The 13,907-nt window shown below is 53.0% G+C and carries 14 protein-coding genes; 5 read left to right on the top strand and 9 right to left on the bottom strand.

Annotated elements, in window-relative coordinates:
* Positions 1-65: 65 nt before the first annotated feature.
* From D6029_RS17295 to D6029_RS17285, 3 genes are read left to right on the top strand one after another with little or no spacing between them, the layout of a single operon-like run.
* A complete protein-coding gene (locus D6029_RS17295; RefSeq protein ID WP_120065977.1) occupies positions 66-1,046 on the top strand; it encodes a Bug family tripartite tricarboxylate transporter substrate binding protein in 981 nt (326 codons plus the stop codon).
* Positions 1,047-1,058: 12 nt separating this feature from the next.
* A complete protein-coding gene (locus D6029_RS17290; protein ID WP_120065976.1) occupies positions 1,059-1,490 on the top strand; it encodes a tripartite tricarboxylate transporter TctB family protein in 432 nt (143 codons plus the stop codon).
* Positions 1,491-1,504: 14 nt separating this feature from the next.
* Positions 1,505-3,022: a tripartite tricarboxylate transporter permease gene (locus tag D6029_RS17285; RefSeq protein ID WP_120065975.1), complete on the top strand. Its 1,518-nt coding sequence runs from the start codon at positions 1,505-1,507 to the stop codon at positions 3,020-3,022.
* Between the two features lie 57 nt (positions 3,023-3,079).
* On the opposite strand, the gene menE is transcribed toward D6029_RS17285, so the two are convergent.
* The 8 genes from menE to D6029_RS17245 form a co-directional block, all read right to left on the bottom strand.
* Entirely contained in the window at positions 3,080-4,444 is a 1,365-nt protein-coding gene (gene menE / locus D6029_RS17280; protein ID WP_120065974.1) for an o-succinylbenzoate--CoA ligase, read from the bottom strand.
* Positions 4,441-5,406 carry an o-succinylbenzoate synthase gene (gene menC, locus D6029_RS17275; RefSeq protein WP_120065973.1) on the bottom strand — a complete coding sequence of 322 codons (966 nt, stop codon included), beginning with the start codon at positions 5,404-5,406 and terminating at the stop codon, positions 4,441-4,443. Before menC ends, menE begins: the two co-directional genes overlap by 4 nt.
* Positions 5,406-6,263: a 1,4-dihydroxy-2-naphthoyl-CoA synthase gene (gene menB / locus D6029_RS17270; RefSeq protein ID WP_120065972.1), complete on the bottom strand. Its 858-nt coding sequence runs from the start codon at positions 6,261-6,263 to the stop codon at positions 5,406-5,408. Before menB ends, menC begins: the two co-directional genes overlap by 1 nt.
* Entirely contained in the window at positions 6,260-7,042 is a 783-nt protein-coding gene (menH, locus tag D6029_RS17265; RefSeq protein WP_120065971.1) for a 2-succinyl-6-hydroxy-2,4-cyclohexadiene-1-carboxylate synthase, read from the bottom strand. The genes menB and menH overlap by 4 nt, the downstream gene beginning before the upstream one ends.
* Complete coding sequence (menD, locus tag D6029_RS17260; RefSeq protein WP_120065970.1) at positions 7,039-8,709, bottom strand: 2-succinyl-5-enolpyruvyl-6-hydroxy-3-cyclohexene-1-carboxylic-acid synthase; 1,671 nt, start codon at positions 8,707-8,709, stop codon at positions 7,039-7,041. Before menD ends, menH begins: the two co-directional genes overlap by 4 nt.
* Before the next feature lie 207 nt (positions 8,710-8,916).
* Positions 8,917-10,218, bottom strand: coding sequence for an isochorismate synthase MenF (gene menF, locus D6029_RS17255; protein ID WP_120065969.1), 1,302 nt, complete (start codon positions 10,216-10,218; stop codon positions 8,917-8,919).
* A gap of 122 nt (positions 10,219-10,340) precedes the next feature.
* The gene (gene elaB, locus D6029_RS17250; protein WP_115630109.1) at positions 10,341-10,640 is read right to left on the bottom strand and encodes a stress response protein ElaB; all 300 of its coding nucleotides are present in this window, start codon (positions 10,638-10,640) and stop codon (positions 10,341-10,343) included.
* Positions 10,641-10,710: 70 nt separating this feature from the next.
* A complete protein-coding gene (locus D6029_RS17245) occupies positions 10,711-11,160 on the bottom strand; it encodes a GNAT family N-acetyltransferase (RefSeq protein ID WP_120065968.1) in 450 nt (149 codons plus the stop codon).
* Positions 11,161-11,571: 411 nt separating this feature from the next.
* Between D6029_RS17245 and D6029_RS17240 the strand changes: the two genes are divergently transcribed.
* Positions 11,572-12,939 (top strand): phosphoethanolamine transferase, encoded by a 1,368-nt coding sequence (locus tag D6029_RS17240; RefSeq protein ID WP_167456023.1) that lies wholly within the window; start codon positions 11,572-11,574, stop codon positions 12,937-12,939.
* 82 nt (positions 12,940-13,021) lie between these two features.
* On the opposite strand, the gene D6029_RS17235 is transcribed toward D6029_RS17240, so the two are convergent.
* Positions 13,022-13,228 carry a YbfA family protein gene (locus D6029_RS17235; RefSeq protein WP_120065966.1) on the bottom strand — a complete coding sequence of 69 codons (207 nt, stop codon included), beginning with the start codon at positions 13,226-13,228 and terminating at the stop codon, positions 13,022-13,024.
* Between the two features lie 429 nt (positions 13,229-13,657).
* Between D6029_RS17235 and kdpF the strand changes: the two genes are divergently transcribed.
* The gene (kdpF, locus tag D6029_RS17230) at positions 13,658-13,747 is read left to right on the top strand and encodes a K(+)-transporting ATPase subunit F (protein WP_120066070.1); all 90 of its coding nucleotides are present in this window, start codon (positions 13,658-13,660) and stop codon (positions 13,745-13,747) included.
* Positions 13,748-13,907: the final 160 nt, after the last annotated feature.

Raw genomic sequence — 13,907 nt, 5'->3', positions numbered from 1 at the left:
AGCAGCTGTAATGCGCTTCACATAAAAACGAAACATCACCCGGCTTTTATGACGTGAGGATGAAAATGAAACGTACCCTACTCTCAGCATTAACCGCTTCCGCCCTGTTATTAACGGCTTTCAATACTCTGGCCGCCGAAGTCCCTTCCCGCACCGAATGTATCGCTCCGGCTAAACCTGGCGGCGGTTTTGACCTGACCTGCAAACTGATTCAGGTCAGCCTGCAAGAAACCGGCGTGCTCGAAAAACCGATGCGCGTCACTTATATGCCAGGCGGCGTTGGCGCGGTGGCCTATAACGCGATTGTCGCCCAGCGCCCGGCTGAACCTGGAACCGTGGTCGCATTTTCCGGTGGTTCTTTGCTGAATCTGTCGCAAGGTAAGTTTGGCCGTTACGGCGTGGATGATGTGCGCTGGCTGGCGAGCGTTGGCACCGATTACGGCATGATTGCGGTGCGTGCCGATTCGCCATGGAAAGATTTGAAGTCCCTGCTGGCGGCGATGGAAAAAGATCCGAACAGCGTGGTGATTGGCGCGGGCGCGTCCATCGGCAGCCAGGACTGGATGAAGACGGCGCTGCTGGCGCAAAAAGCCAATGTCGATCCGCACAAGATGCGTTACGTGGCTTTTGAAGGCGGCGGTGAACCGGTCACCGCCTTGATGGGCAATCATGTTCAGGCTGTATCTGGCGACCTGAGCGAAATGGTGCCGTATCTCAACGGCGACAAACTGCGCGTGCTGGCGGTGTTTTCCAACGAACGTCTGCCGGGCGAACTGGCAAAAATCCCTACCGCTAAAGAGCAAGGTTTCGACCTGGTGTGGCCGATTATTCGCGGCTTCTACGTTGGCCCGAAAGTCAGCGATGCGGAATATCAGTGGTGGGTCGACACCTTTAACAAGCTTCAGCAAACCGAAGATTTCAAAAAGCAGCGCGATTTGCGCGGCCTGTTCGAGTTCAACATGAGCGGCAAAGAGCTGGACGATTACGTGAAGAAACAGGTCACGGGTTATCGCGAACAAGCCAAAGCGTTCGGCCTGGCTAAATAACCGGAGGCGATGATGAGCGATCGTATTTTTGCCGGGATCTGGATTGTGCTGTGTATCGCCGGCCTGTTTATTGGCTGGCAAATTCAGAGTGAATACAGTTACGAACCCGTTGGGCCTCGCCCGTTTCCCATGGCTATTCTCGGCCTGATGTTAATGTGCGCGGTGCTGTTGATTTTGCGTCACCCGGACGTTGTGGAATGGCCGCATCGCCAGACGCTGCAACGCCTGGTGATTATGGTCATCAGTCTGGCGCTTTATGCCTGGACGTTTGAATGGCTCGGCTTCCCGCTGGCAACGACGCTCCTCACCGCCTGTTTCGGCATGTTGTTTGGCGCGACAATTCCAGCGGCATTAATTTCCGGCGTGGTGATGGGCGGCGTGTTGTTTTACTCCTTTGACCGCCTGTTGGATGTCACCCTTCCTCTCGGCGTTTGGCTGAACTAGCGGAGAATTTACCCATGGATACCTGGTTCTATTTATCGCAAGGTTTTGCGGTTGCCCTGACGCCGGAAAACCTGATGATTGCCCTGATTGGCTGCTTTGTCGGCACTATCGTCGGGCTGCTGCCGGGCCTCGGCCCAATTAACGGCGTGGCGATTTTACTGCCATTGGCGTTTGCACTGAAGTTACCGCCGGAATCCGCGCTGATTCTACTGGCAACGGTCTACATTGGCTGCGAATACGGGGGGCGTATCTCATCAATACTGCTTAACGTGCCGGGGGATGCCGCCGCGATTATGACCGCGCTCGACGGCTACCCGATGGCGAAGGAAGGTCGCGGAGGTGTGGCGTTATCGATTTCCGCCGTCAGTTCGTTTATCGGTTCGCTGCTGGCAATTGTCGGCATCATTCTGTTTGCTCCGGCACTGGCGCAATGGTCGCTGGCGTTTGGGCCTGCTGAATATTTCGCCTTAATGGTTTTTGCCATCGCTTGCCTTGGCAGCATGATGGCGCAAAACCCGCTGAAATCGTTCCTTGCCGCATTGATTGGTCTGGGTCTTGCCACCGTCGGAGTGGATGCCAACACCGGGGTTTATCGCTTCACTTTTGATAGCGTTCACCTCTCCGACGGTGTGCAATTTATTGTGGTGGTGATTGGCCTGTTCTCGGTTTCTGAAATCCTGTTAATGCTCGAAAGCACCAGTAGCGGGCAAGTACTGGTACGCAAAACCGGGCGCATGATGTTTAACATGAAGGAAGCCGCACACTGTACGGGGGCTACTTTACGCTCGTCTGTTATCGGCTTCTTCGTCGGGATTTTACCGGGCGCGGGGGCAACCATCGCCAGTGCGATTGCGTATATGACCGAGAAGAAAATCAGTGGCAATAGCGAGACATTCGGCAAAGGCGATATTCGCGGCGTGGCGGCACCGGAAGCGGCAAATAACGCATCGGCCTGCGGTTCGTTTATTCCGATGTTGACGCTGGGGGTTCCGGGTTCGGGGACTACGGCGGTGATGATGGGCGCGTTGACGCTCTATAACATCACGCCAGGCCCGGCGATGTTTACAGAGCAGCCGGATATCGTTTGGGGATTGATTGCCTCGCTGTTGATTGCCAACGTGATGCTGCTGATTATGAACATCCCGCTCATCGGCTTCTTTACTAAGATGTTGAGCATTCCGCTGTGGTTCCTGGTGCCTGCGATTGCCGCGGTTTCTGCGGTGGGCGTTTATGCGGTTCACAGCACCACTTTCGATTTGCTGTTGATGGTTGGCCTGGGCGTGCTCGGTTATATCCTGCGTAAGATGCATTTCCCGATGTCGCCGCTGATTCTGGGCTTTGTGCTGGGGGAAATGCTGGAGCAAAACCTGCGCCGTGCGCTGTCTATCAGAAACGGCGGGCTGAGCATTCTGTGGGAAAGCGGTGTGGCGAAGGGGCTGTTGATTATGGCGGTGACGGTTATCGCGGTGCCGCCGGTTTTACGTTTGATTCGCCGCCAGCGAAATAAATCGGCGTTAGAGTCAGGTTTGTAGAGTGCTTTTGTAGGTCGGGCAAGCGCAGCGCCCCCGACATAAAACGGGCGGGTGGGTTTAGATTTTAGCCACCCGCTCGACCCACAACTTCAACTGCGCACGCGAAATCTTGATCCCGCCCTGCTTAATCTCATCGGGCAAACGTAACCAACGAACAGGCTGCTGAAAACGCGCCACTTTTCCCTGTAGCCATTCGGTCAACAAAGACAAATCAAAATCGTCATCGGCTTCCACCACCGCCATCGGGCGCTGACCAAATTCGGCATCATCAACCGGAACAACAAACGCCAGCTTAACTGCCGGATGTTTAGCAATCACGCTTTCAACTTCTTCCGGCTGGATCCCTTCCCCGCCGCTGAAAAACAGGTTGTCGAGGCGGCCAATGATCGTCAGGCGATTGCCATTTAACACGCCACGATCGCGGGTGGCAAACCAGCCTTCGGCATTCACTAGTGGGGCAACGTTCCCGGCTTTCCAGTAGCCCGATGCCAGGCTCGTGGCACGAATCCACACTTCGTCATTAACCACTTTCACTTCGCGGCCCGATAATGCTTCACCGACATCCGGCAACCCATCGGCACGTTTTGCGCACACGGTTGAAGCCAGTTCCGTTAAGCCGTATCCGCACCAGCAATGGATACCTTTGGCTTGCGCGGCTTGGGTCAATTCAACGGGAATCGCTGCACCGCCGAGTAACACTTCGCGTAACGCCAGCGGCTGCGATTGTTCCAGCAAGCGCCACAGTTGCGTCGGCACCAGCGAGGCATGAGTGCAACCTTGCAGCGCGTCATTCAACGGATGTAAATCACGCACCACCATGCCACCGCCCGCCAACAGCCAGCGCCACAAAATGCCCTGGCCAGAAACGTGGAACAGCGGCAACGAAAGCAGCCAGCTATCGTTCGTGTCATAGTTCATCACCGCCAGCACACCCGCCGCGCTGGCAAGATGGGCCTGCGCGGTATGCACTGCGGCTTTCGGTAAACCGGTGGAGCCGGAAGTCAGCGTCATCGAGGCAAAGCGCGAAGGCTGCCACGCTACCTGAAAACGCTCGCCTTCTTCCAGCGTTAACGAATTGATATTTGCCACACTGAGCGGCGCGCCAAACGTGAGCGCATGGCTGATGGTCAGATCGGGGAGTAACTGTTCGAGCAACGCATCCGGCAATTGCGGATTGAGCGGTAAAACGCGCGCCCCACATTGTAATAATGCGAGGAACGCCAGCACCATTTCCGGGGAGTTTTTCGAGCGCAGCACCACGCCCTGCCCTTCGCGCACGCCTTGCTGTTGGAAGCCACCAGCCAGCATGTCGATGCGCTGGCATAACTCGCGCCAGGTCAGGCTGTCATCGCCCAGAATCAGCGCGGATTGGTTACCGCGAAGGTGCGCCCAATGTTGCCAGGGGAAATCTTGAAAACTCATAACACTCGCTCAAGGGATTCCAGCGACCAGCACGGTAACGGACTGTTTGGCCATTCACGCACTAACTGCGCCTGCATCAATGACAGCGTATCCAGGCCCGGCATCGTTTGCGGCGTCAGCCATGCGGCAATTCGCGCCAGTTGTGTCAGGCCGAGGCTTGATTCAATCGACGAGCTGATCACCGCCGTCAATCCCAACGCATGAGCTTGCTCGACCTGCTGACGCACTTTCGCCAAGCTGCCGGTGAGCGTGGGTTTAATCACGACAGCACCCAGGCCAGGTTCGGCGGCAAACGCAAAATCAGGTTCACGCAGGCTTTCATCCCATGCGATAGCGATTCCGGTTTCGCGGGCAAACTCACGCGATTGCTCGCGGGTTTTGCACGGTTCTTCGATAAACGCGATACGTGAGCGGAAATCCGGATTGACATATTTGGCGAACTGCTGGGCTTTCAGCGGTGTCCAGGCGCGGTTGGCGTCAAGGCGTAAACGCAAATCGGGCATCGCTTCAAGCAGCAAGTTAACCACCATGCCATCGCGCACCGCTTCATACAAACCGACTTTGACCTTCGCGACTTTCTCGCCGGGAATGGCGCTGAGCATTTCGAACAGTTCGTCCGGATCGCCAGTGCAAAGCGGTGCCGCTCGGTAATCTGCCGCCTGCGGAAGCTCGCCGCTGATTTCCGCCAGCGCACAACTCAGGCCAAAAGCCACCGACGGCATTTCGGGTAAGTCAGTATCGTTACCCGTTTGCCAGGCTTGCAGCCAGAGCAATGCTTCGCTTTGCGCTTCTTCGACCGTTTCAATGCTAAAACCCGGCAACGGTGAAATCTCACCGCAGCCTTGTTTTTCGCCGTCCGTCAGCCGCACCAGCAAACCGTCGCGTGTTTTCAGGCGCCGCTCACGCAGCACCACTCCCGCATCCATCGGCACCTGAAAGCGCCACAGTTCGACGCGACGCATTACGGATTCCGTTTAAATTTGCTGAAGTCCGGCTGGCGTTTTTGGTTGAACGCGTTGCGGCCTTCCTGACCTTCTTCGGTCATGTAGAACAACATGGTGGCGTTGCCTGCCAGTTCCTGCAAACCGGCCTGGCCATCGCAATCGGCATTGAGTGCGGCTTTCAGGCAACGCAGAGCCATCGGGCTGTTTTGCAGCATTTCACGACACCAGCGCACGGTCTCTTTTTCGAGATCGGCATTTGGCACCACGGTGTTGACCAGGCCCATATCCAGCGCTTCTTTCGCGTCGTACTGGCGGCACAGGAACCAGATTTCACGGGCTTTTTTCTGGCCGACAATACGCGCCATGTAGGAAGCGCCCCAGCCGCCGTCGAAGGATCCGACTTTCGGGCCAGTCTGGCCGAAGACTGCGTTTTCAGCGGCAATCGTCAGGTCACACATCATGTGCAGCACGTGGCCACCGCCGATGGAGTAACCAGCAACCATCGCCACGACAGGTTTTGGACAGGTGCGAATCTGGCGCTGGAAATCCAGCACGTTCAGGTGATGGGTGCCGCTGGCGTCCTGGTAACCGCCGTAATCGCCACGCACTTTCTGGTCACCGCCTGCGCAGAAAGCTTTTTCGCCTTCGCCGGTCAGAATGATGGTGCCGATGTTGTCGTCATAACGCGCGTCAGCCAGGGCATTGATCATCTCTTTCACGGTCAACGGGCGGAAGGCGTTACGCACTTCCGGGCGGTTGATGGTGATTTTCGCGATGCCATCGGCAGATTTGTGGTAACGGATATCGGTGTAACCTTCCGAGCAATCCTGCCATTCAACCGGGGCATAGAGCATTTGTTCGTCTGGATAAATCATGGTGTTTCCTCGCAAGGTTTTCGCAATAAGTTGAGCAGGCAAGCACTGAATGCAGCCGGGTTTTCCCGATGCGCATTGTGGCCTGCGGCAGTAATAAGATGAGGTGTCTGGCCGAGGCTTTGCGCCACGGTGCGGAATTTTTCATCCCGCTCACCACAAAGATAGTAAAAAGGCTGTGGCAATTGTTGGAGCGCGGCCTGCAAATTGGGCTGATTGCCGAGTGACGTTGCTTCGAGCATAGCGGCGAGAGTTGCCGCATTATTCTGGCTGCGAACCGCAATGAGTTCGCGACGTTGCTCGTCGTTGAGCGACTGAAATACCGGCTGTTGATACCAGTCGGCGAGCACGTCTTTTAAGGGTTCGCTGCGTAAACGCTGCGCCCAGCGTTGATCGCTGGCTTGTCTTTCGCGGCGCAAGGTTTCGTCAGCCAAACCGGGATGACTGCCTTCCACAATCAGACCCTGCAAACCCGTATTCTCGCCCTGACAAGCGTGATACATCGCCACTCGCCCGCCGAGTGAATAACCGATCAGCCAGTATTTTAGTATGTTGTAACTAAGCAGGGTTTTACGCAGTAATTCGTCAACCTGTTGGAAGCTTTCGGCGTTAATATCCAACGATTTTCCGTGACCGGGTAAGTCGATGTGCAGTTGCGGCCAGTCGCTGAAGTTTTCGCTGAGGGGTTGCCATTCCTGCTGGCTGCCCAAAAAGCCATGCAGCCAAACCAGGCACGGCAATTTTGCCTCACGCCCTTCGCGAAGAACCGCATGTAAAATCATGCCTGGCTGACCTGCGCCAGCAAATGCTGCAAAGTTTGTGCGCCGTCGGTTTCGCCAACCGTCAGTTCGATGACTGTCGTGCGCGGCATGCGCCAGGCGGTATCGACTGCGTTTTGTAATTCGTCCCAGCTTGTCGGGTTGTGGTAGCCGAGGCCGAACATCGCCGCCGCATGGGCGAATTTGACGTTCTGCGGCATGCAGTAGAAACGCTCTCGTTCAGCGGCAGGCGTTGGCAATAACGAGAAGATTTGCCCGCCGTTGTTATTCACAATCAGCAGCACAAACGGCGCGGAGACTTCGCGTAACAGTGCCAGCGAGTTCATATCGTAAAGTGCCGAAAGGTCGCCGACAATCGCCAGCGTCGAACGGGCCGTGGCGCGTTGCACACCCGCCGCCGTGGAGAGCAAGCCGTCGATGCCACTTGCGCCACGGTTGCTATAAACCGGGTAGCCGACTGGCATTTGCGCGAAAGAATCCACCAGCCGAACAATCAAACTATTGCCAACGAACACCTGCCCGGCGTCCGGTAACAGTTCCGGCAATCGCGCAGCCACTTGCGCTTCGCCAAATTCCGCCGTGCCCTTTTTCACCGCCTGCTGGGCGATTTTTGCCAGCGTTGTGAGTTTCTCATCCCAGGCCACGCGTTTTTCAGCCGGATGAAGTTCGAGCCACTGTACAATGTCGCACGATAAACGACGGCCACGATGGTTTGCAGGGTCGAGGCGGCCTGGCAGGTTATCCACCAGCCAATATTCTTCAGGCTCGCAGGTCGCTTGCCATTGCAGAACGCGTTTTCCCGTCAGGCTGCTGCCAAACTGAATAATAATTTGCGCTTCGGCAAGTTCAGTTACCGCCTGGCTGTTACTCAACCATAAATCCGCACACGGCAGCGGTTGCCCGGTTTGCGAGAGCACATCGCCAATCAGCGGCCAGCCCAGCATTTTCGCCCAGGCTGCAACGTGTTTGCCTTCTTCGGCATTCAAACGCCCGGCAACCACCACGCCGCGTTTTTGCCGCCAGAAGAACCAGTCGCGCTGTTTGATTGCTTCCAGAGCAGAACCGGTGCGCAGCCAGGGTTTGTCGCTTTGCCACCAGTCGCCCAGCGCCTGTTGCCAGCTCATGCCGGTTTCATCAGGTTCGCCATACAGCGGTTCAGCGAAGGGGCAATTGATGTGAACCGCGCCGCCTGTTTGCTGGCCGAGGGCGTTGTCGATGGTCGAAACTAACCAGCGCGCGGGAATATCCTGCGTCGGGCGCGGCAGATTAATGGAATCTGTGGGATGGGAGCTGAAAATACCCGGCTGGCGAATGGCCTGATTGGCACCGCAATCAATGAGTTCCGGCGGGCGATCGGCGGTGAGCACCACCAGTTTTTCCCCGGTCAAACCCGCTTCGATAATCGCCGGATAGAGGTTTGCCACCGCCGTACCGGAAGTGACGATAATCGCGACGGGAGCCTGGCTGGCTTTTGCCAGGCCTAATGCCAGATGCCCTAAACCACGCTCGTCAAAATGCGTATGGCAAATAAAAGCCCGATTTTCAGCCGCGCCAAGGGTCAGCGGCGTAGAACGCGAACCCGGCGCGATGCACACGTGGCGCACACCGTGGCGAGTTAACGCTTCAAGAATTACCGTAGCCCAACGGCGGTTAAACGAGCTTATCGACATGATTCAGTCCTGAGTCAATTTTGCTGACTCATTATAATTATTGATGGGACAATTATTTTGATGTGAATACGTAATACCCTTCATACTTCAAGCCGCATCTTTGTTAGCGACGAGACCTCGCCCGAATCACTTACTAATGTAAGCTCATCGGGACTCGCTCACTTGCCGCCTCGATGCAACTCGAATTATTTTGGGTATCTCTAATACTCAAAACGTTGTTTTCGTCAGTAGCGTGCGTAATCCGGCGGCTTTATTTTCGATTTCCTGCCATTCTTCCGCCGCGTCGGAACCCGCGACAATCCCCGCTCCGGCGTACAATCGCACCATGTTATTGGTCACTTTTGCCGAGCGTAAGGCGACGCAGAATTCCGCCTGGCGCTGCGAGAGATACCCGGCCGATCCCGCATACCATTCACGTTCAAACGGTTCATATTGAGTAATGAATTGGCGCGCTCTATCGCGAGGCAAACCCGCCACCGCAGCCGTGGGTTGCAGTAAAGTCAGGCATTCTACGTCGTCGGGCCTGGCAAGTTCAGTCCAGATGCAACGGCGCAGATGCTGCACTTTTCGCAGGCGCACAATTTGCGGAGGCAGAACATCAATCGCGCCCACCGCTTTTTGCAGGCGCTGACAAATATCTTCAACCACCAGCATGTTTTCACGCTGGTTTTTATCGTCTTTTAACAGCCATTGGCCGAGTGACCAGGCGCGATGTTCGTCCGGGTGATTCGCCACGGTTCCGGCGAGTGCCTCGGTACGCAACGCGTTATCAATGCGCCGCCAAAGTCGCTCCGGGCTTGAGCCAAGGAACGCATGGCTGGCATCAAAAACCATCAGAAAATGATAGCAATTCAGGTTAACCCGCCGACTCGCCGCCATAAATCCCGCCGCAGAAACCGCCGAGGTAAATTGCAAATCGGTGATTCGAGCCAGCACCACTTTATCAAGCTCATGTTGCTCAATCGCAGTTGTGGCCCGCTCAATTAGCTGATGCCATTCAGGCTGAGTCGGAATGTGCTGCTCGCCCACACAATTTAAGCGCTGCGATGGCAGCAATTTGGCAGGCAGCAGTTGTTCGAGGAATTGCCGCGCCTCACGCGCATCTTCTTGTAAGGAGGTTTCGCTATACAAATGAAGATACAGAAACGCGCCGCCGCCAGTGCGACGCCACTCAAGGCGAGGAAGAAATAAGAAGCTCGTCGTTGGCGAGAAAGCATTGACGCCAGTGATACGAAGGGTTGGCTGGCTGGCGTAATCATTCAGAAATGCGCTGGCAGCCTCCAGGGTTTCAAACTTCTGTAGTGCGCCAAGCGCCGCGATTTCGTCATCGCCATTGCGCTGTTGCCAGTAAAATTGAGGATACAGGCGTTGGCTGGTTAGCCACGCGAGGGCATCTGAGGCATCACTCAGACTAATGGCAATGGATAATTGCTCTAAGCCCGGCGCATCCGCAAATTCTGCGTTCAATGCAAGCTGTAGCTGTTGCAGCGCGACGACAACTGAATTCACGTTTACCTCACCTTCCCTGAAAACCCCTGATTATACGTGGTCATGACGGCAAAAAAAAATCCCACCCAATGGGTAAGATTTTCTTTAATCGGCACACGGTGAATTTATGTGCCGATTCTAAACTAGCGTCTGGCTAATAACAGGCCTAACACCAGACCCGCCGCAGCCCCCACGCCCACTCCTTGCCATGGTTTTTCATGAACATAATCATCAGCGCGATAAACCGCTTTTTTGGCCCGATAATAGTAATTATCGGAAGCGTTACTGACCCGCGCTTTGACTTCACTGAGCGCCTGTTCGGCACGTTCTTTCAGCTCAATGTATTTTTGGTCAGCCGGGTCACCTGAGGAACGCAGTACTTCTTCCAGCGTTTCACTCAGCAAAGTTAAGTCATCATCAAGACGAGATTCATACGGTTGCATCACTGTTCTCCGTGTTTAAAAAATGCTCGTCCGCTAACTATAGACAACACTACTACTTTTCGCCCGATGATTAACGATTTGCCATGCCGATATGAGGAATGCCATCTTCGTCATAAACCTCGGTCACCGGGATAAATCCAAAGTGTGCGTAGAACGATTGCAAATGAGCCTGCGCGCCTAAGTAGACGGTTTTTTCCGGCCAGTATTGTTGGCAAGAGGCCATGGCTTGTTCCATTAATTGGTAGCCCAGTTTTTCGCCACGCACGCTTTTGTCGATAATGACGCGGCCAATGACGACCGGTTCAAATTCGCTGTCGCTTTTCAAAATGCGGGCATAAGCGACCAGTTTACCGTCGCGCCAACCGAGGATATGGCGGTTCTCGCCGACTAAGTCGTCACCATCGATATCCTGATAAGGGCAGTTCTGCTCAACGACAAACACTTCATTGCGTAATGCTAAAAGCGTGTAGAGATCGGTGACGCTCAATTCTGAATGATGTAAATCTTGCCAAATCAACATGCTGCAGATCCCATAAGTGGCTGGAATGATTATCTTCACATATTTTGTACGATAAAAAAAACATCAAGAACTCTTGTTCTACTCGCCGCTTAATGACTTATGTCAAAGAACGAATTCATCACATGAATATCTCTATGCTTATTCATGCCTTCAGGTATATTAAACCGCACTAAAAGCTAAATTTTCATAACCATTTAAATATGGTGATTCCTCGCGGGTGTTGTTTATATGTTAAGTAAAACATATCGGTTTATTCCGTTAGCAATATGTATATTAATTGTAGCATTTGCCAATGTATTGTTTGCCCCGGCCCACGTGATGTTTCAGCGATTAATTATATTTGTGTTGTTAGTGTTATCACTGGGACTAATTAAGCGAAAGTCTGTTCGCCTATTTGTCGCTGCACTACCGATGTTTATCATTGCGTGGGATATTACGCTCACGTTCTATGCACGGAACAGCTTTGGCTCGGCGTTTAGCTATGGTTTTGCCATGAGTGTATTGGATAGCGATAGCCATGAAATCACCGGAATGCTAATGCTGTATCAAAAGTACTGCGTTGGTTTTTTGGCGTTGGTCATTTTGTTATTACACTGTGTCGCAACCACCCCATCGCTGGGCAAAAAATGGCTGGCAAAATTACCCCTTTATATATTAGTCGTGCTGCTACTCAGCAATATTGTGCAAGCGACCGTTCATATTATGAAGAAAAATTGCCAGGGTAGCATTGCGGTGCGAGTCGTTAATTATTTACCTTTCAGCAATATTAAATACTTCCTGCAAGCGTGGAATGATCAGCAGTTAATTAAAAATATAGCCAGTCATGTTCCTGATTATACTTTGCAAAAACAGGAAACGGGCATTGATACCTATGTGCTGGTTATTGGGGAATCCGCACGCAGTGAAAACATGAGTATTTATGGATACCCGCAGCCGACCACACCCCAGTTGGAAGCCGAGCGTAATCACCTGTTGCTATGGACACACGCCATTAGCGGCGCTCCAATCACGATTACCGCGGTGCCGATGACGATCACCGCCGATACGGTCACTAACCATAATCCTCAGAATTATTCCGATAACATTATTAATCTGGCTAATCAGGCGGGGTTTGATACGTCGTGGTTTAGTAAGCAAGGAATGCTTGGAGATTATAATAATGCGATTACCGGTATTGCGATGAACGCGACGCATAAACACTGGTTGAACGATGGCTATGATGATGCGTTATTACCCGATTTGCGTAAGGCTTTAATTCATCAGGGCAAGCAGTTAATCGTAATGCATATATATGGTAGCCATGAACCGGAATGCTCGCGTTTTCCCGCCTCGGATGCGCCATTCACGAAGCAAAGTGATGGTATTGATGCCTGCTATGACAATTCAATTCATTACACGGATAAGTTACTCGGAAATATTTTTAGCCTGCTGAAAGACCGCCGGGCATCGGTCGCTTATTTTTCCGATCACGCGCTGGAACGGGATCCTGCTCAAAGCGTGGTTTATCATCATGGCGGCGTGAAACCGAGCCAACATGCTTTCGAAGTGCCGATGTTTATCTGGTACAGCCCACAGGTGAATAACCCGGATATCGGCACCGTGGATGCAACTTACTCGACGGCTAATAACGATAAAATATTACGCCGCTGGATGGGGATTTCGTTACCGGGAGATAAACCGCAAGATAGCGTGCAACACACGGCTAATCGGCTGTCTGGCGCTGTGCCGGTTATGGATACCACGAATCATGTTTATAACTGGCAAGAGTTGGTGCATTAAGCAGTTGTGATAGACCAAAAAAAAGCCCCATCAGAAATGATGGGGCTTGCTGAACTTTAAGCCAGGGTTCTGTTTAACCCACTTAGTAAAAATCACCGGATGCCGCTTCGGCTTGTGCCATCCAGACCGGTTTTTCACTGGTTTTAGACCACACGCGGTGCAGGTAGCTGTAAAAACGGGAACGATCTTTCCAGAACAGCATGACTGGCAGCGCCAGAACACCTGCCAGTACCACGAAAGTGCGACGCAGGAAGACCTGATGCAGTGGATAATCTTTATATAGAGTCATTGGTTTCTCCCTCCATTGTGTGACCGGTAGCAAACACCGGGAAAATAGAACTTGTTATCTGGCCAAAATAGTATCGCATTGACTGAAAGTTTACTACTCATCCGACCACTTAAAGTCACTTTTTGCCACAAATTTACAATTCAAATCGTAATTAAGTTACAAAACAGTTAAATAAATACTAACCATTAGTTAACAAATGGCTTTTGCGATTTTTATACTTTTTTTACACCCCACCCTCAGACTTTTACGACATCTTTGCACTGAAAATTTCACACTCGTTGCATTACATATCAGCCCTAAATAATTCGAATTGCAGGAAGGCGGCAATCGAGAGAATCCCGATGAGCTTACTCAAGTAAGTGATTCGGGTGAGCGAGAGCAGCCAACACACCTGCAAATCGAAGTATGAAGGGCACGCGGAGGTGGATTGTGAGTGCAGGACTGATCGTCGGAGTAGTGCTGGTATTCATGCTGTTGGGCTATTTAATTTATGCCCTGATCAATGCGGAGGCATTCTGATGGCCGCCTCCGCATTTTTACTGATCGCCAGTTTCTTGCTGGTGCTTTTTGCGCTGGCGAAACCGTTGGGAAGCGTGCTGGCGCGCTTAATTGATGGCGAACCGTTGCCCGTTGTCGGGAAAATGGATTCGCTGCTGCTGAATGTTTTGGGAACCGAAAC

The sequence above is a fragment of the Buttiauxella izardii genome, from assembly GCF_003601925.1.
Classification (GTDB): domain Bacteria; phylum Pseudomonadota; class Gammaproteobacteria; order Enterobacterales; family Enterobacteriaceae; genus Buttiauxella; species Buttiauxella izardii.
Note: the sequence above shows the minus strand (reverse complement) of the source record. Positions and strands in the feature narration are given on the sequence as shown.